The sequence below is a fragment of the Lelliottia sp. 7254-16 genome (assembly GCF_002922995.1).
Taxonomy (GTDB): Bacteria; Pseudomonadota; Gammaproteobacteria; order Enterobacterales; family Enterobacteriaceae; genus Enterobacter; species Enterobacter jeotgali.
In genome coordinates, this window is the sequence record NZ_PQVS01000010.1 from 45,040 (window position 1) to 61,950 (window position 16,911).

At 54.9% G+C, this 16,911-nt stretch carries 15 protein-coding genes, 1 pseudogene and 1 other annotated feature (1 of these 17 only partly in view); of the genes and pseudogenes, 11 read left to right on the forward strand and 5 right to left on the reverse strand.

The annotated features are described in order from the left end of the window. Positions 1–21: 21 nt before the first annotated feature. From yidC to rpmH, 4 genes are read right to left on the reverse strand one after another with little or no spacing between them, the layout of a single operon-like run. Positions 22–1,668: a membrane protein insertase YidC gene (yidC, locus tag C3708_RS14170; protein WP_095284124.1), complete on the reverse strand. Its 1,647-nt coding sequence runs from the start codon at positions 1,666–1,668 to the stop codon at positions 22–24. A 2-nt stretch (positions 1,669–1,670) separates the two neighbouring features. Continuing rightward, complete coding sequence (gene yidD, locus C3708_RS14175) at positions 1,671–1,928, reverse strand: membrane protein insertion efficiency factor YidD (protein ID WP_095284126.1); 258 nt, start codon at positions 1,926–1,928, stop codon at positions 1,671–1,673. Then, positions 1,892–2,251 carry a ribonuclease P protein component gene (gene rnpA, locus C3708_RS14180; protein ID WP_095284128.1) on the reverse strand — a complete coding sequence of 120 codons (360 nt, stop codon included), beginning with the start codon at positions 2,249–2,251 and terminating at the stop codon, positions 1,892–1,894. The genes yidD and rnpA overlap by 37 nt, the downstream gene beginning before the upstream one ends. A 15-nt stretch (positions 2,252–2,266) precedes the next feature. Further along, on the reverse strand, positions 2,267–2,407 hold the full coding sequence (rpmH, locus tag C3708_RS14185; RefSeq protein WP_003023858.1) for a 50S ribosomal protein L34: 141 nt from the start codon (positions 2,405–2,407) through the stop codon (positions 2,267–2,269). A 599-nt stretch (positions 2,408–3,006) separates the two neighbouring features. Here rpmH and dnaA point away from each other — a divergent pair. The 11 genes and pseudogenes from dnaA (at position 3,007) to C3708_RS14245 (ending at position 16,316) form a co-directional block, all read left to right on the forward strand. Continuing rightward, on the forward strand, positions 3,007–4,401 hold the full coding sequence (dnaA, locus tag C3708_RS14195) for a chromosomal replication initiator protein DnaA (protein ID WP_100778280.1): 1,395 nt from the start codon (positions 3,007–3,009) through the stop codon (positions 4,399–4,401). A gap of 4 nt (positions 4,402–4,405) precedes the next feature. Continuing rightward, positions 4,406–5,506, forward strand: coding sequence for a DNA polymerase III subunit beta (dnaN, locus tag C3708_RS14200; RefSeq protein ID WP_095279983.1), 1,101 nt, complete (start codon positions 4,406–4,408; stop codon positions 5,504–5,506). After that, positions 5,506–6,579, forward strand: a complete 1,074-nt coding sequence (recF, locus tag C3708_RS14205; protein ID WP_095279984.1) for a DNA replication/repair protein RecF — start codon at positions 5,506–5,508, stop codon at positions 6,577–6,579. Before dnaN ends, recF begins: the two co-directional genes overlap by 1 nt. A gap of 28 nt (positions 6,580–6,607) precedes the next feature. Continuing rightward, positions 6,608–9,022, forward strand: a complete 2,415-nt coding sequence (gyrB, locus tag C3708_RS14210; RefSeq protein ID WP_095279985.1) for a DNA topoisomerase (ATP-hydrolyzing) subunit B — start codon at positions 6,608–6,610, stop codon at positions 9,020–9,022. A 212-nt stretch (positions 9,023–9,234) separates the two neighbouring features. After that, positions 9,235–10,047: a sugar-phosphatase gene (gene yidA / locus C3708_RS14215; RefSeq protein WP_095279986.1), complete on the forward strand. Its 813-nt coding sequence runs from the start codon at positions 9,235–9,237 to the stop codon at positions 10,045–10,047. A 223-nt stretch (positions 10,048–10,270) separates the two neighbouring features. After that, the gene (dgoR, locus tag C3708_RS14220; RefSeq protein WP_103950174.1) at positions 10,271–10,960 is read left to right on the forward strand and encodes a D-galactonate utilization transcriptional regulator DgoR; all 690 of its coding nucleotides are present in this window, start codon (positions 10,271–10,273) and stop codon (positions 10,958–10,960) included. Continuing rightward, on the forward strand, positions 10,957–11,835 hold the full coding sequence (locus C3708_RS14225) for a 2-dehydro-3-deoxygalactonokinase (protein ID WP_103950163.1): 879 nt from the start codon (positions 10,957–10,959) through the stop codon (positions 11,833–11,835). The genes dgoR and C3708_RS14225 overlap by 4 nt, the downstream gene beginning before the upstream one ends. Next, entirely contained in the window at positions 11,819–12,436 is a 618-nt protein-coding gene (locus C3708_RS14230; RefSeq protein ID WP_103950162.1) for a 2-dehydro-3-deoxy-6-phosphogalactonate aldolase, read from the forward strand. Before C3708_RS14225 ends, C3708_RS14230 begins: the two co-directional genes overlap by 17 nt. Next, positions 12,433–13,581 (forward strand): galactonate dehydratase, encoded by a 1,149-nt coding sequence (gene dgoD / locus C3708_RS14235; RefSeq protein WP_103950161.1) that lies wholly within the window; start codon positions 12,433–12,435, stop codon positions 13,579–13,581. The genes C3708_RS14230 and dgoD overlap by 4 nt, the downstream gene beginning before the upstream one ends. 121 nt (positions 13,582–13,702) lie before the next feature. Further along, positions 13,703–15,038: pseudogene (locus tag C3708_RS14240) on the forward strand (MFS transporter). Positions 15,039–15,089: 51 nt separating this feature from the next. Further along, a complete protein-coding gene (locus C3708_RS14245) occupies positions 15,090–16,316 on the forward strand; it encodes a DUF3748 domain-containing protein (RefSeq protein WP_199184159.1) in 1,227 nt (408 codons plus the stop codon). Here the strand turns inward: C3708_RS14245 and C3708_RS14250 are convergent, their stop codons facing one another. Continuing rightward, on the reverse strand, positions 16,317–16,649 hold the full coding sequence (locus tag C3708_RS14250) for a YceK/YidQ family lipoprotein (RefSeq protein WP_095279993.1): 333 nt from the start codon (positions 16,647–16,649) through the stop codon (positions 16,317–16,319). A 246-nt stretch (positions 16,650–16,895) separates the two neighbouring features. Then, positions 16,896–16,911 (forward strand) — a sequence feature (ROSE (Repression Of Heat Shock gene Expression) occurs in the 5'-region of heat shock genes and acts as an RNA thermometer to modulate expression.) (it continues 57 nt past the right edge of the window).

Genomic DNA, 16,911 nt, shown 5'->3' on the forward strand with positions numbered 1-16,911 from the left:
GCTTACCCGGCTTCAACCGAATCAGGATTTTTTCTTTTCGCGGCTATGCAGGCCACGTTTTTCCAGACCACGGTAGATCAGCTGCTGCTGGATGATGGTCACCAGGTTGCTGACGATATAGTACAGCACCAGACCTGACGGGAACCACAGGAAGAACACGGTGAAGATGACCGGCATGAAGGTCATGATCTTCTGCTGCATCGGGTCGGTCACGGTGGTCGGAGACATCTTCTGAATGAAGAACATCGTCACGCCCATCAGGATCGGCAGGATGTAGTACGGGTCCTGTGCAGACAAGTCATGGATCCACAGAGCGAATGGCGCATGGCGCAGCTCAACGGAACCCATCAGCATGTAGTACAGCGCAAGGAAGATTGGCATCTGAATCAGCAGTGGGAAGCAACCACCCAGTGGGTTCACTTTCTCTGCTTTATACAGGGCCATCATTTCCTGGCTCTGACGCTGTTTATCATCGCCCAGACGCTCACGCATCGCTGCAATTTTTGGCTGCAGCATACGCATCTTCGCCATGGAGGTGTACTGCGCTTTGGTCAGCGGGTACATGATGCCACGAACGATGAAGGTGATAACGATGATAGAGAAGCCCCAGTTACCCAGGAAGCTGTGGATAAACTTCAGCAGCTTGAACAGCGGCTGAGAGATGAACCACAACCAACCGTAATCTACGGTCAGATCCAGGTGCGGTGCCACAGCAGCCATTTTGTCCTGAATTTCAGGACCGACCCACAGGGTGCTGGCTAGCTGAGCGTTTTGACCAGGCTGTACCAGAACCGGCTGGGATTTATAGCCGATGGCGGCAATGCCATTACCCAGATTCGCGGTATAGAAGTTGTTGGTACCGTTATTATTCGGCACCCACGCTGTTGCGAAATACTGTTGCAACATCGCAACCCAACCGCCTTTAGCACTGACGTTCAGGTTTTCGTTATCCGCGATGGTATCGAATTTGTATTTTTCGTACTTAGCATCTGGCGTGGAGTACGCCGCGCCACGGAAGGTGTGCAGCGCAAAGTTGCTGCTTCCGGTGTCGCGATGCGTCGGCAGATTGATGGACTGCTTCAGCTGGCCAAACGTTGAAACTTCCAGTGGTTTCTCACCGGCGTTCTGTACGTTGTAGCCCACATTCACCGCATACTCACCGCGTTTCAGGGTGAAGGTTTTGGTGAAGGTGTTGCCCGCAGAGTCAGTGTAAGTCATCGGGATCGCGAGTTCGTTCTGGCCATCAGCCAGTACAAAGGTGTCACTCTCGACGTTATACAGTGGGCGAGCGCCATTAGCCGGGTTATCCGGGCCATCACGACCGGTCAGGCCGCTCTGAGCCTGATACAGGAACTCAGGCGTCGTTTCCAGTAACTGGAACGGCTCGTTTGACTTCAGCTCTTTCGGGTAAGTCAGCAGCAGTGCTTGCTCAATATCGCCACCACGGGTGTTGATAGTCAGCTCCAGCACATCGGTTTTCACCGTAATCTGCTTCCCTTGGCCACTGGCCGGTACGCCCTGGTCGGCGGCGCTACCCGCTGCGGTGGTCGTTGTCTGCGTGGTCTGTTGCGGCTGGGGTTGAGGATTTTTATCCTGCTCCCATGCCTGCCAGATCATGAAAGACACGAACAACAAAGCGATGACTAAAAGATTGCGTTGCGAATCCATCGTTAGTGTTCTCTGGTATCAAATGGTCCGGGTGGGACGGGGTCGTCACCACCAGGGTGTAAAGGGTGGCATTTTAATACGCGTTTCACCGTCAACCAACTGCCTTTTATCATTCCAAACCTGCGCAATGCCTCAATTCCGTAGCTGGAACAGGTTGGAGTGAAACGACAATGCGGCCCGAGCAGCGGACTGATCAGGCGCTGATAGACCCGAATACAGGCTATCAGGACCCTTGAGCCAGGCGACAATGGCGGCGCCATAGTTTTTCCAACGCTTCCGAGAGAGCACGGTTATCGAGGTCGGCAACCCCTTTTTTAGCCACCACCACGAAATCCATTGAAGGCAGTTCATGTTGACGTAAACGGAAGCTTTCACGCGTCAGACGTTTAATCCGATTGCGTTCATGCGCACGCTTAACGTTTTTCTTGGCGACAGTTAGACCGATGCGGGGATGCCCCAGCGAATTTTGGCGGCCGAGGATGGTGATTTGCGGCGTGCCAGCCCGTTGTGGCTGCTGGAAGACGAAAGTGAAATGAGTGGGAGTTAACAAACGTAACTCCCTGGGAAATGCTAGCTTAACCACCAGGGGTTAGCTTTATTACTTGGAAACGGTCAGACGAGAACGGCCTTTAGCACGACGACGTGCCAGAACCTGACGACCATTTTTATTAGCCATACGAGCACGGAAGCCGTGAGAACGGTTGCGCTTCAGTACAGACGGTTGAAAAGTGCGTTTCATGGCGATTTCTACCTAAACTTGAATAAATTCACTGACTTGCGCGTATACCCGAACGATTATCGAACGACTAACGCCTCAGCGAGGGTGATTAAAGAGGCCGGATTGTAATAATTGTACACTCCGGAGTCAATTCTCTTTCCTTATTTCCCGCGTATTTCCGCACGTTTTTGCGTGGAAAATGAGCAGCGTTCTGCGCGGAAGTCGAGCGTCACGCGCAGGGGGGAGGATTATACGACCTCCCAACCAAAGCGCAAGGATCGTCCAGGATCTTCATTAGATCATTTAAGCAAAAAATTGTCTGTGCTCATTAATTTTTCCAATATGCGGGCTAAATCGTGGGGCACTCCCTTCAGGATCGATTACACTTACCCGGTTTCGGATCTTCCTGTGGATAAATCGGGAAGAATCTGTGAGAAACAGAAGATCTCTGACGCAGTTTAGGCTATGATCCGCGGTCCTGATCGGGATCCAAAGGGGTCTGGTCAGATAAAATTGCAGATAGCAATTCGCACGTCACCCTTTGCACAGGGTCTTGTCGACGTGTGCCAACAATCACGAATATTCAGTATCTTTCTTTTATTGTTCGAGTGGAGTCCGCCGTGTCACTTTCGCTTTGGCAGCAGTGTCTTGCCCGATTGCAGGATGAGTTACCAGCCACAGAATTCAGTATGTGGATCCGCCCCTTGCAGGCGGAACTGAGCGATAACACGCTGGCTTTGTATGCGCCAAACCGTTTCGTGCTCGATTGGGTAAGGGATAAATACCTAAATAATATCAATGGATTGCTTAATGATTTCTGCGGCACTGATGCCCCGCAGCTGCGTTTTGAAGTCGGTACCAAACCGGTTACGCAAACCGTCAGAGAGACGGTAAACGTGGCGGCTCCGGCCCAGATTCACGTCCCGACACCGCGTATTATTCAGCCCGCTCGTTCTGGCTGGGACAACGTTCCGGCTCCGGCTGAACCGACCTATCGCTCTAACGTAAACGTCAAACACACCTTCGATAACTTCGTTGAAGGTAAATCAAACCAGCTGGCCCGTGCTGCGGCCCGCCAGGTGGCTGATAACCCAGGTGGAGCCTACAATCCGCTGTTTCTGTATGGCGGCACCGGTCTGGGTAAAACTCACCTGTTGCACGCGGTGGGTAACGGCATTGTGGCACGCAAGCCCAATGCGAAAGTGGTGTATATGCACTCCGAGCGCTTCGTTCAGGACATGGTAAAAGCCCTGCAAAACAACGCGATCGAAGAGTTTAAACGCTACTACCGTTCCGTTGATGCGCTGCTGATCGATGACATCCAGTTCTTTGCTAATAAAGAACGATCCCAGGAAGAATTTTTCCACACCTTCAACGCCCTTCTGGAAGGTAATCAACAGATCATTTTGACCTCGGATCGTTACCCGAAAGAGATCAATGGTGTTGAGGATCGTTTGAAATCTCGCTTCGGCTGGGGTCTGACCGTAGCGATCGAGCCACCGGAGCTGGAAACCCGCGTCGCGATCCTGATGAAGAAAGCCGATGAGAACGACATTCGCCTGCCGGGTGAAGTAGCGTTCTTTATCGCCAAGCGTCTACGCTCAAACGTGCGTGAACTCGAAGGCGCACTGAACCGTGTGATTGCCAACGCCAACTTTACTGGCCGGGCGATTACCATCGATTTTGTGCGTGAAGCGCTGCGCGATTTGCTGGCGCTGCAGGAAAAATTGGTCACGATCGACAATATTCAGAAGACCGTGGCTGAGTACTACAAAATCAAAGTGGCTGATTTGTTGTCTAAACGTCGTTCCCGCTCAGTAGCGAGGCCGCGTCAGATGGCGATGGCGCTGGCGAAGGAATTAACCAACCACAGTCTGCCGGAAATCGGTGATGCGTTTGGTGGCCGTGACCATACGACCGTGCTGCACGCTTGTCGTAAGATTGAGCAGTTACGTGAAGAAAGCCACGACATAAAAGAAGATTTCTCCAATTTAATCAGAACATTATCATCGTGATGCTATGAAATTTACCGTTGAACGTGAACATTTATTAAAACCGCTGCAACAGGTGAGTGGCCCATTAGGTGGCCGCCCGACACTGCCTATTCTTGGAAACCTGCTGCTTCAGGTTGCTGACGGTACGCTGTCGCTGACCGGAACAGACCTCGAAATGGAAATGGTCGCGCGCGTGACACTTTCGCAACCGCATGATGCGGGGGCAACCACGGTTCCGGCGCGGAAGTTCTTTGATATTTGTCGTGGGCTGCCGGAAGGCGCAGAAATAGCTGTTCAGCTGGAAGGCGACCGTATTCTGGTGCGTTCTGGGCGCAGCCGTTTCTCGCTCTCAACGCTGCCTGCTGCCGACTTCCCGAACCTGGACGACTGGCAGAGTGAAGTTGAATTCACCCTGCCGCAGGCGACGATGAAACGCCTGATTGAAGCCACCCAGTTTTCGATGGCGCATCAGGACGTTCGCTATTACTTAAACGGCATGCTGTTCGAAACCGAAGGTGAAGAGCTGCGTACCGTGGCGACAGACGGCCACCGTCTGGCCGTCTGTTCCATGCCGATTGGCGTGACGCTGCCAAACCATTCGGTGATCGTACCGCGTAAAGGCGTGATTGAATTGATGCGAATGCTCGACGGTGGTGAAAACCCGCTGCGCGTGCAGATCGGCAGCAACAACATTCGCGCTCACGTGGGTGATTTTATCTTCACCTCGAAGCTGGTTGATGGTCGTTTCCCGGATTATCGTCGCGTATTGCCGAAGAACCCGGACAAAACGCTGGAAGCGGGCTGCGATATCCTCAAGCAGGCATTTGCCCGTGCAGCGATCCTCTCTAACGAGAAGTTCCGTGGCGTGCGTCTGTACGTGAGTGAAAATCAGATCAAAATCACCGCCAATAACCCGGAGCAGGAAGAGGCAGAAGAAATTCTGGACGTCACCTACGCCGGTACTGAAATGGAAATCGGCTTTAACGTTAGCTACGTGCTGGACGTGCTCAATGCACTGAAATGCGAAAACGTACGCATTCTGCTGACCGATTCCGTTTCCAGCGTACAGATTGAAGATGCTGCCAGCCAAAGCGCGGCTTATGTTGTCATGCCAATGAGACTGTAATGTCGCTCACCCGCTTGCTGATCCGCGACTTTCGCAATATTGAAAGCGCGGATCTCGCTCTCTCCCCCGGCTTTAATTTCCTGGTTGGCGCTAACGGCAGCGGCAAAACCAGCGTCCTGGAAGCCATCTACACGCTCGGCCACGGCCGCGCGTTTCGTAGCCTGCAGATTGGTCGCGTTATCCGCCACGAACAAGATGCTTTTGTCCTGCACGGTCGGCTTCAGGGCAGCGAGCGTGAAACCTCGATTGGCCTGACGAAAGACAAGCTGGGCGACAGCAAAGTGCGCATCGACGGCACCGACGGCCATAAAGTGGCTGAACTGGCGCTGTTGATGCCGATGCAGCTGATTACGCCGGAGGGGTTTACGCTGCTCAACGGCGGCCCCAAATACCGCAGAGCCTTCCTCGACTGGGGATGCTTTCACAACGAAGCGGGCTTCTTTACCGCATGGAGCAACCTGAAACGGCTGCTCAAACAGCGCAACGCCGCGCTGCGTCAGGTGACTCGCTATGCCCAGTTGCGTCCGTGGGATATGGAATTGATTCCGCTTGCGGAACAAATCAGCCGCTGGCGTGCCGAATACAGCGCCGGTATCGCCGCAGATATGGCGGATACCTGCAAACAGTTTTTGCCTGAGTTTTCTCTGACCTTCTCTTTTCAGCGCGGCTGGGAGAAAGAGACGGAATATGCCGACGTGCTGGAGAGAAGCTTCGAGCGCGATCGCATGTTGACCTACACCGCGCACGGCCCGCACAAAGCGGATTTCCGCATTCGTGCCGACGGTGCGCCGGTGGAAGATACTCTGTCGCGCGGGCAGCTTAAGCTGCTGATGTGCGCCCTGCGCCTGGCACAGGGTGAATTTTTAACTCGCGAGAGTGGGCGACGTTGCCTGTATCTACTAGATGATTTTGCCTCGGAACTCGACGACGCGCGGCGCGCGCTGCTTGCCAGCCGCTTAAAAGCCACGCAGTCGCAGGTTTTCGTCAGCGCCATTAGCGCTGAGCACGTGATGGACATGTCGGACAAAAATTCGAAGATGTTCACCGTGGAAAAGGGTAAAATAACGGATTAACCCAAGTTTAAATGAGCGAGAAACGTTGATGTCGAATTCTTATGACTCCTCCAGTATCAAAGTCCTGAAAGGGCTGGATGCGGTGCGTAAGCGCCCAGGTATGTATATCGGCGATACCGATGACGGCACCGGTCTGCACCACATGGTATTCGAGGTCGTGGATAACGCTATTGACGAAGCGCTCGCGGGTCACTGTAAAGATATTATCGTCACCATCCACGGCGATAACTCCGTTTCCGTACAGGATGATGGCCGTGGTATTCCGACCGGCATTCACCCGGAAGAGGGTGTCTCCGCTGCGGAAGTGATCATGACCGTCCTGCACGCAGGCGGTAAATTCGATGATAACTCTTATAAAGTGTCCGGCGGCCTGCACGGCGTAGGTGTTTCTGTGGTGAACGCCCTGTCGCAGAAGCTGGAGCTGGTCATCTATCGCGAAGGCAAAATTCATAACCAGATTTACACTCACGGCGTGCCTCAGGCCCCGCTGGCTGTGACTGGCGAAACTGAAAAGACCGGGACCACCGTGCGTTTCTGGCCGAGCCACGAAACGTTCTCTAACGTGGTTGAATTCGAATACGACATTCTGGCGAAACGCCTGCGCGAGCTGTCGTTCCTGAACTCTGGTGTATCCATCCGCCTGCGCGACAAGCGCGACGGTAAAGAAGATCATTTCCACTACGAAGGTGGCATCAAAGCGTTTGTTGAGTACCTCAACAAAAACAAAACCCCGATCCACCCGAATATCTTCTACTTCTCCACCGAAAAAGACGGTATCGGTGTTGAAGTCGCGCTGCAATGGAACGATGGTTTCCAGGAAAACATCTACTGCTTCACCAACAACATTCCACAGCGTGATGGTGGTACCCACCTGGTCGGCTTCCGTACGGCGATGACCCGTACCCTGAACGCCTACATGGATAAAGAAGGCTACAGCAAAAAAGCGAAAGTCAGCGCCACCGGTGACGATGCCCGTGAAGGCCTGATTGCTGTGGTTTCCGTGAAAGTACCGGACCCGAAATTCTCCTCTCAGACCAAAGACAAACTGGTCTCTTCCGAGGTGAAAACAGCAGTTGAGCAGCAGATGAACGAACTGCTGAGCGAATACCTGTTGGAAAACCCGTCAGACGCGAAAATCGTCGTCGGCAAAATTATCGATGCGGCACGTGCTCGCGAAGCGGCGCGTAAAGCCCGTGAAATGACCCGTCGTAAAGGTGCGCTGGATCTGGCTGGTCTGCCAGGCAAACTGGCGGACTGCCAGGAACGCGATCCGGCTCGCTCTGAACTGTACCTGGTGGAAGGGGACTCTGCGGGCGGATCTGCCAAGCAGGGCCGTAACCGTAAGAACCAGGCGATTCTGCCACTGAAAGGTAAAATCCTTAACGTTGAGAAAGCGCGCTTCGACAAGATGCTCTCTTCTCAGGAAGTGGCGACGCTTATCACTGCGCTCGGTTGCGGTATCGGTCGCGACGAGTACAACCCGGACAAACTGCGCTATCACAGCATCATCATCATGACCGATGCGGACGTCGATGGTTCACACATCCGTACTCTGCTGCTGACCTTCTTCTACCGTCAGATGCCAGAAATCGTTGAACGCGGCCATATCTACATTGCACAGCCACCGCTGTACAAAGTGAAGAAAGGCAAGCAGGAACAGTACATTAAAGACGACGAAGCGATGGATCAGTACCAGATTTCTATCGCTCTGGATGGCGCGACCCTGCATGCCAATGCCCACGCTCCGGCTGTGGCGGGTGAGCCACTGGAAAAACTGGTCTCTGAGTACAACGCAACGCAGAAAATGATTGGCCGTATGGAGCGTCGCTTCCCGCGCACGCTGCTGAAAGAGCTGGTTTATCAGCCGACGCTGGCTGAAGCTGATCTGAGCGATGAGCAGACTGTAACCCGTTGGGTGAACGCACTGGTGACCGAGCTGAACGAAAGCGAGCAGCACGGCAGCATGTGGCAGTTCGACGTTCGCGAGAACGCTGAGCAGCATCTGTTTGAGCCGATTATCCGTGTGCGTACTCACGGCGTAGACACCGACTATCCGCTGGATCACGAGTTTGTGACCGGCGGTGAATACCGTCGTCTGTGCACCCTGGGCGAGAAACTGCGCGGTCTGATCGAAGAAGACGCGTTCATCGAACGTGGCGAACGCCGTCAGCCAGTTGCCAGCTTCGAGCAGGCGCTGGACTGGCTGGTGAAAGAGTCCCGTCGTGGCCTCTCCATTCAGCGTTATAAAGGTCTGGGCGAAATGAACCCGGATCAGCTGTGGGAAACGACGATGGACCCGGAAAGCCGCCGTATGCTGCGCGTCACCGTGAAAGATGCGATTGCTGCTGACCAGCTGTTCACGACCCTGATGGGCGACGCCGTTGAACCGCGCCGCGCCTTCATCGAAGAGAACGCATTGAAAGCAGCGAATATCGACATTTAATTGCAGGTGTCGTCTGTGTTCCCCGGTGGCGCTAAGCTTACCGGGGCTACAGAACCCGTAGGCCCGGTAAGCTTAGCGCCACCGGGCTTTTCTTTGCCTGCAAAAGAGGAATCCCCCTCTTAACCCCATCCCCCTTTATCCACGACTCTTTTACTGTTTTCTGTGCTAAATCGCGTTAGCATGAGGACAGACTCATTTAAATCGGGGATCTCATGGCCATCAAACTCATTGCAATCGATATGGACGGCACGCTGCTGCTGCCAGACCACACTATCTCTCCTGCCGTTAAGAACGCGATTGCCGCCGCTCGCGCCAAAGGCGTGAACGTCGTGCTGACCACGGGTCGTCCGTATGCCGGAGTTCACAGCTACCTGAAAGAGCTGCACATGGAACAGCCGGGCGATTACTGCATCACCTACAACGGTGCGCTAGTGCAGAACGCCAGCGACGGCAGCACGGTCGCGCAAACGGCGTTGAGCTATGACGATTACCTGTATCTCGAAAAACTGTCCCGCGAAGTCGGTTCTCACTTCCACGCGCTCGATCGCAACACGCTCTACACCGCCAACCGCGATATCAGCTACTACACGGTGCATGAATCCTTCGTGGCGACCATTCCGCTGGTGTTCTGCGAGCCGGAAAACATGGACCCGGCGACGCAGTTCCTGAAAGTGATGATGATCGACGAGCCCGCGATTCTGGACCAGGCTATTGCCCGCATTCCGGCTGAAGTGAAAGAGAAATACACCGTGCTGAAAAGCGCGCCGTACTTCCTCGAAATCCTCGACAAACGCGTCAATAAAGGCACCGGCGTAAAATCGCTGGCCGATACGCTGGGTATCAAGCCGGAAGAGGTAATGACCTTAGGCGATCAGGAAAATGACATCGCGATGATCGAATACGCAGGCATGGGTGTGGCGATGGAAAACGCGATCCCGTCCGTGAAAGAGGTGGCTAACTTCGTCACCAAATCCAACCTTGAAGATGGCGTGGCGTACGCGATCGAGAAGTTCGTGCTCAATTAATCACTGCTCATCTATCAGCCCCGGCTATCCACCGGGGCTTTTTTTTGTCTGTCGATCGTTGGGTTGTTCTTTTTGTGATCTGGATTGTAGTACAACACAGTATGATTGTACTACGATGCGCTCATGGAATTGACGAAAGGCTTCACGTTTGTACTGCAAAAGTGAGGCGAAACTCAGCGGTCGCGGTAAAGTAGTGATGGATAAAACGAAATCAGGACTCTCCATGACTCTCAATAAAACCGACCGCATCGTCATCACGCTGGGCAATCAGATTGTCAGCGGAAAATACGTACCGGGTTCGCCGCTGCCCGCCGAGGCAGAGCTGTGCGAGGAGTTTGAAACCTCGCGCAACATCATCCGCGAAGTGTTTCGCTCACTGATGGCGAAACGGCTGATCGAAATGAAGCGTTATCGCGGGGCTTTTGTGGCACCGCGTAACCAGTGGAACTATCTGGATACTGACGTTCTGCAATGGGTGCTGGAAAACGACTACGACCCGCGCCTCATCGGGGCGATGAGCGAGGTGCGTAACCTGGTGGAACCGGCCATTGCCCGCTGGGCAGCGGAACGAGCGACATCGGGTGACCTGGCGCAGATTGAAGCGGCGCTCAACGACATGATCGCCAACAACCAGGATCGAGACGCCTTTAACGAAGCGGATATTCGCTACCACGAGGCGGTGCTGGAGTCGGTACATAACCCAGTTTTACAGCAGCTTAGCGTGGCAATCAGCTCGCTACAGCGCGCAGTATTTGAACGAACCTGGATGGGTGATGAGGCCAACATGCCCCAGACGTTCCAGGAACATAAAGCGCTGTTCGATGCGATACGGCATCAGGACAGCAATGCGGCAGAGCAGGCGGCGCTCCACATGATCGCCAGCTCGACACGAAGGTTAAAGGAAATCACATGACATCTCGCTACATCGCCATTGACTGGGGTTCAACCAATCTACGCGCCTGGCTGTATGAAGGCGACAGATGCCTGGAAAGCAGGCAGTCCGAAGCAGGCGTCACACGCCTGAACGGCAAATCCCCGCAGGCGGTGTTAGCAGAAGTCACAGAAAACTGGCGCGAAGGCACCACTCCGGTGGTGATGGCAGGAATGGTCGGCAGTAACGTGGGCTGGAAAATGGCTCCGTACTTGCCGGTTCCTGCTCATTTCGACGCCATTGGTCAGCAGTTAACGTCCGTTGGCGACAATATCTGGATTATTCCAGGGCTGTGTGTCTCCCGCGACGATAACCACAACGTGATGCGTGGCGAAGAGACACAGCTGCTTGGCGCGCGCACCCTTTCTCCTTCTTCTGTCTATGTCATGCCCGGAACGCACTGCAAATGGGTGCAGGCCGACACGCAGCAAATCCACGACTTTCGTACCGTGATGACGGGTGAATTGCACCACCTGCTGCTGCGTCATTCGCTGGTGGGCGCGGGTCTGCCAGAACAGGAAACCTCTCCTGAGGCCTTTGCTACCGGGCTCGAACGCGGTCTCGCTTCACCTGCCGTTCTGCCACAACTTTTTGAAGTTCGCGCTTCACACGTGCTGGGAAATCTCCCGCGTGAACAGGTCAGCGAATTTCTCTCCGGTCTGCTGATTGGCGCTGAAGTCGCCACCCTGGGCGAAAAGTTCGCCGGGCAGCAGGCCATCACCCTTGTCGCGGGTTCATCCTTAGCCGCTCGCTACCAACAGGCGTTCCGCGCCTTTGGTCGTGAAGCGGCAGTGATTGAAGGCGACGTGGCATTTCAGGCAGGTATAAGGAGCATCGCTCATGCAGTGGCAAACTAAACTCCCTCTCATCGCGATTTTGCGCGGCATCACGCCGGACGAAGCCCTCGCGCACGTCGGCGCGGTCATCGACGCCGGTTTTGACGCGGTGGAAATCCCGCTCAATTCGCCGCAGTGGGAAAAAAGCATCCCGGCGGTCGTCGACGCGTTTGGCGATAAAGCGCTGATTGGCGCAGGCACGGTCTTAAAACCAGAGCAAGTTGATCAGCTCGCCAAAATGGGCTGCAAACTGATCGTCACGCCCAATATTCAGCCGGACGTTATCCGCCGCGCGGTGAGCTACGGCATGACCGTTTGCCCAGGCTGCGCGACGGCGACAGAAGCTTTTACCGCCCTGGATGCAGGCGCTCAGGCGCTGAAAATTTTCCCGTCGTCGGCCTTCGGCCCGGACTATATCAAAGCCTTAAAAGCGGTACTTCCGGGGGACGTTCCGGTCTTTGCCGTGGGGGGCGTAACGCCAGAAAACATGGTGCAGTGGCTCAATGCCGGTTGCGCCGGAGCGGGTCTGGGCAGCGATCTCTATCGCGCCGGGCAGTCCGTTGAGCGAACCGCCGAGCAGGCCGCCGCCTTTGTTAAAGCGTACCGGGAGGCGGTGAAATGAAAATTACCAATATCACGACCTACCGCTTACCTCCGCGCTGGATGTTTTTGAAAATCGAGACCGACGAAGGCATCGTTGGCTGGGGCGAGCCGGTGATTGAAGGTCGCGCGCGTACCGTAGAAGCGGCAGTCCATGAGCTGAGCGAACTCCTGATTGGTCAGGACCCGGCACGTATCAACGACCTGTGGCAGGTGATGTATCGCGGCAGTTTCTATCGCGGCGGCCCGATCCTGATGAGTGCCATCGCCGGTATCGACCAGGCGCTGTGGGATATCAAAGGCAAAGTGCTGAATGCACCGGTGTGGCAGCTGATGGGCGGCCTGGTGCGCGACAAAATCAAAGCCTACAGCTGGGTCGGGGGTGACCGTCCGGCTGAGGTGATCGACGGCATCAAAACCCTGCGCAAAATCGGCTTTGATACCTTCAAGCTTAACGGCTGCGAAGAAATGGGGGTGATTGATAACTCCCGTGCGGTGGATAACGCCGTGAATACCGTGGCGCAAATCCGCGAAGCCTTCGGCAATGAGATTGAGTTTGGCCTCGATTTCCACGGTCGCGTGAGTGCGCCGATGGCGAAAGTGCTGATTAAAGAGCTGGAGCCGTACCGCCCGCTGTTTATTGAAGAGCCGGTGCTGGCGGAGCAGGCGGAGTACTATCCGAAGCTGGCGGCACAAACTCATATTCCAATCGCGGCGGGTGAACGCATGTTCTCGCGCTTCGAATTCAAACGGGTGCTGGAAGCGGGCGGCCTGGCGATTCTGCAGCCGGATCTGTCCCACGCCGGGGGCATCACCGAATGCTACAAAATCGCCGGTATGGCTGAAGCCTACGACGTGGCGCTGGCACCGCACTGTCCGCTCGGACCGATTGCGCTGGCCGCCTGTCTGCACATCGACTTTGTTTCACGCAACGCGGTGTTGCAGGAGCAGAGCATGGGCATTCACTACAACAAGGGCGCAGAACTGCTCGACTTTGTGAAGAACAAAGAAGACTTCAACATGGAAGGCGGCCACTTCAAACCGCTGATGAAGCCGGGGCTGGGCGTTGAAATCGACGAAGCCAAAGTTATCGAAATGAGCAAACAGGCTCCGGACTGGCGCAACCCGCTGTGGCGATACGAGGACGGTTCTGTCGCCGAGTGGTAATTCGCCGGATGGAGCTGCGCTTATCCGGCCTACGGTTTAAGACCTTGTAGGCCCGGTAAGCGCAGCGCCACCGGGCAAAAAATCGTAAACAAAAAACATAACCCTCTGTAACTTACAGGGCATGGTGACGTGTATCGCTATGCCCAAAATCTGGAGACAGATTAATGGATATTTCTGTGACTACCGCAAAAACAGGCCGTCGTCGTTACCTGACGCTGCTGATGATTTTTATTACTGTGGTGATTTGCTACGTTGACCGCGCCAACCTGGCCGTGGCTTCCGCGCATATTCAGGCAGAGTTTGGCATTTCGAAAACGGAAATGGGCTATATCTTCTCGGCGTTTGCCTGGATGTACACCCTTTGCCAGATCCCCGGCGGTCGTGTGCTCGACCGCTTAGGTTCTCGCACCACCTATTTCATTGCCATTTTTGGCTGGTCCGTCGCGACGCTGCTCCAGGGTTTTGCTACCGGTCTGCTGTCGCTGATTGGCCTGCGCGCTATTACCGGTATCTTTGAGGCACCCGCCTTCCCGACCAACAACCGCATGGTTACTAGCTGGTTCCCGGAGCAAGAACGTGCGTCGGCGGTGGGGTTCTACACTTCGGGGCAGTTCGTCGGTCTGGCGTTCCTGACGCCGCTGCTAATCTGGATCCAGGAGATGTTGAGCTGGCACTGGGTATTTATCATCACCGGTGGGATCGGCATTATCTGGGCGCTGATCTGGCATAAAGTTTATCAGGCTCCGCGCAAAACCAAGGGTATCACTCAGGCGGAACTGGATTACATCGAGCAGGGCGGCGGGCTGGTGGACGGCGATGCGCAGGTCGAAAACAAGGTACGCGCGCCGCTGACCAAAGCCGACTGGAAGCTGGTTTTCCACCGCAAGCTGGTGGGCGTTTACCTGGGTCAGTTCGCTATTGCCTCCACGCTGTGGTTCTTCCTGACCTGGTTCCCGAACTATCTGACCCAGGAAAAAGGCATCACCGCGCTGAAAGCCGGTTTCATGACCACGGTGCCATTCCTGGCGGCGTTCGTCGGCGTGCTGCTCTCGGGCTGGATTGCCGACAGATTAGTGCGCAAAGGTTTCTCAATTGGTTTCTCGCGCAAGCTGCCGATCATCTTTGGCCTGTTGATCTCCACCTGCATCATGGGTGCGAACTACACCAATGACCCTGTGTGGATCACGGTGCTGATGGCAGTTGCCTTCTTCGGTAACGGTTTTGCGTCGATCACCTGGTCGCTGGTTTCTTCGCTGGCACCGATGCGCCTGATTGGCCTGACCGGCGGTGTCTTTAACTTTGCCGGCGGTTTAGGCGGCATCACCGTTCCGCTGGTGATTGGTTATCTGGCTCAGGCACACGGATTTGCGCCTGCTCTGACTTACATCTCCGTTATCACCCTGATTGGCGCCCTCTCTTACATCCTGCTGGTCGGCGATGTTAAACGTGTAGGCTAAATCTTCACGATGCTTTACCCTGATGCGATAACCGCGCATCAGGGTCTCTTCATGAAACAAATCACCTTCGCTCCCCGCAATCATCAGCTTACCAACATCAACACCTGGACGCCTGACAGCCACTGGCTGGCGTTTGACGTGCGACCATCCGGCGCGTCTTTTACCGGTGAAACTATCGAACGGGTTAACGTGAAAACGGGCGAAACCGAGGTGATCTATCGCGCTGAAAAGGGTGCGCACGTCGGCGTGGTGACCGTTCATCCCTCGGATGACCAATACGTCTTTATTCATGGCCCGGAAAACCCGGATGCGAACTGGCAGTATGACTTTCACCACCGTCGCGGAGTGATAGCGCAAAACGGCCAGGTGAAAAATCTCGATGCGATGGATATCACCGCGCCTTATACCCCCGGCGCGCTGCGCGGCGGAAGCCACGTTCACGTCTTTAGTCCTGACGGGACGTTCGTCAGCTTTACCTATAACGATCACGTTCTGCACGAGCGCGATGCAGCGCTGGATTTGCGTAACGTCGGCGTCGCTACACCGTTTGGCCCAGTGCAACCGCAGGGAAATCATCCGCGTGAATATGCAGGTGCATTCTGGAGCGTACTGGTTAGCCGTACGACGCCAACGCCAAAGCCAGGCAGTGATGAGATCAATCGCGCCTATGAAGAGGGCTGGGTGGGGAATAACCGGCTGGCCTTTATCGGCGACACCTTGTCTGAACGCGGCGAAAAAGTGCCGGAACTGTTTATCGTTGATTTGCCTAAAGATGAGGCTGGCTGGAAACGCGCAGGCGACGCGCCGCTGGAAGGCACAGCGGAAACCTTGCCCGCGCCGCCTGCTGGCGTTATGCAGCGCCGTTTAACCTTTACTCACGGCAATCGTTATCCAGGCCTGGTGAGCGTGCCGCGCCACTGGGTGCGCAGCAATTCTCAGGGCAGCGAAATCGCGTTTCTGATGCGCGATGAAAACGGCATTGTTCAGCTGTGGCTGATCGCGCCTGAAGGCGGTGAGCCGCGCCAGCTAACGCACAACCAGAGCGATATTCAGTCGGCGTTTAACTGGCATCCGTTGGGCGATGCGCTCGGATTTGTGCTGGATAATCGCGTTGCCTGCTGCGATGCGCGAAGCGGAGAGGTAACGTTTCTGACGTCCGATCACGGCAATCCGCCATCAGGCGATGCGGTTGTTTTCTCACCGAATGGGCATTGGGTTGCGTGGATGGAAGAGACCGCCGGTTTCCGTCAGCTTTGGGTGACAGAAACCGGGAGGTAATCAGGGGGCAGGCATTGCGGCGGGCGGGATAACAGAATTGGTCGCCATATTCTGCTTCTCGCTTTTTTCCACGCGTGAACGCACCGAGCTATCGGTGCGGAACAGATCCCAGGGGACTAATAGCGTATCCAGTACGGCCGTAAACGGCAGGTCCAGAATCGCCAGGGATTTGGTGCCCCAGTTCGTATCATCATCCGAAATCATATTCGCGCTGGCGCGCGTGCCCGGATATGTTCCTTCTTTACCGCCGGTGTGAGACATCACGCTCGAACACCCGCAAAGTAAAACCACTATGCTGCACGCGGTCAGCTTTATCAGAACATTTTTCATCATCTGTTAATCAATGTTAATGGCGCGACATAACTGCAATATCGTTTTATATCGGGCCATGTGCGAAAAGAATAGTTGGAAAGCGCCGCACTGTGGCAGCCATCGCAATTTAACCCTTTGTGCTGTAGTCCCAGTCTATGCGAGTGTCAGCAAAGTGCAAAAAAATCTCGCATTTAAGCTCTTGAAAAGACCGAAAGCAGACCCATTTTATGTTTGTAGCCGAAGAACGAACACGCCTGATGGGTGTTTGGTGGCTCAATGGCCT

Excerpts from the sequence above, each read along its gene's own strand:
- gyrB (WP_095279985.1), top strand. The coding sequence starts at position 6,608 with ATGTCGAATTCTTATGACTCCTCCAGTATCAAAGTCCTGAAAGGGCTG.
- dgoR (WP_103950174.1), top strand. The coding sequence starts at position 10,271 with ATGACTCTCAATAAAACCGACCGCATCGTCATCACGCTGGGCAATCAG.
- recF (WP_095279984.1), top strand. The coding sequence starts at position 5,506 with ATGTCGCTCACCCGCTTGCTGATCCGCGACTTTCGCAATATTGAAAGC.
- C3708_RS14245 (WP_199184159.1), top strand. The coding sequence starts at position 15,090 with ATGAAACAAATCACCTTCGCTCCCCGCAATCATCAGCTTACCAACATC.
- C3708_RS14230 (WP_103950162.1), top strand. The coding sequence starts at position 11,819 with ATGCAGTGGCAAACTAAACTCCCTCTCATCGCGATTTTGCGCGGCATC.
- dnaN (WP_095279983.1), top strand. The coding sequence starts at position 4,406 with ATGAAATTTACCGTTGAACGTGAACATTTATTAAAACCGCTGCAACAG.
- yidD (WP_095284126.1), bottom strand. The coding sequence starts at position 1,928 with ATGGCGCCGCCATTGTCGCCTGGCTCAAGGGTCCTGATAGCCTGTATT.
- dgoD (WP_103950161.1), top strand. The coding sequence starts at position 12,433 with ATGAAAATTACCAATATCACGACCTACCGCTTACCTCCGCGCTGGATG.
- rpmH (WP_003023858.1), bottom strand. The coding sequence starts at position 2,407 with ATGAAACGCACTTTTCAACCGTCTGTACTGAAGCGCAACCGTTCTCAC.
- C3708_RS14225 (WP_103950163.1), top strand. The coding sequence starts at position 10,957 with ATGACATCTCGCTACATCGCCATTGACTGGGGTTCAACCAATCTACGC.
- yidA (WP_095279986.1), top strand. The coding sequence starts at position 9,235 with ATGGCCATCAAACTCATTGCAATCGATATGGACGGCACGCTGCTGCTG.
- C3708_RS14250 (WP_095279993.1), bottom strand. The coding sequence starts at position 16,649 with ATGATGAAAAATGTTCTGATAAAGCTGACCGCGTGCAGCATAGTGGTT.
- yidC (WP_095284124.1), bottom strand. The coding sequence starts at position 1,668 with ATGGATTCGCAACGCAATCTTTTAGTCATCGCTTTGTTGTTCGTGTCT.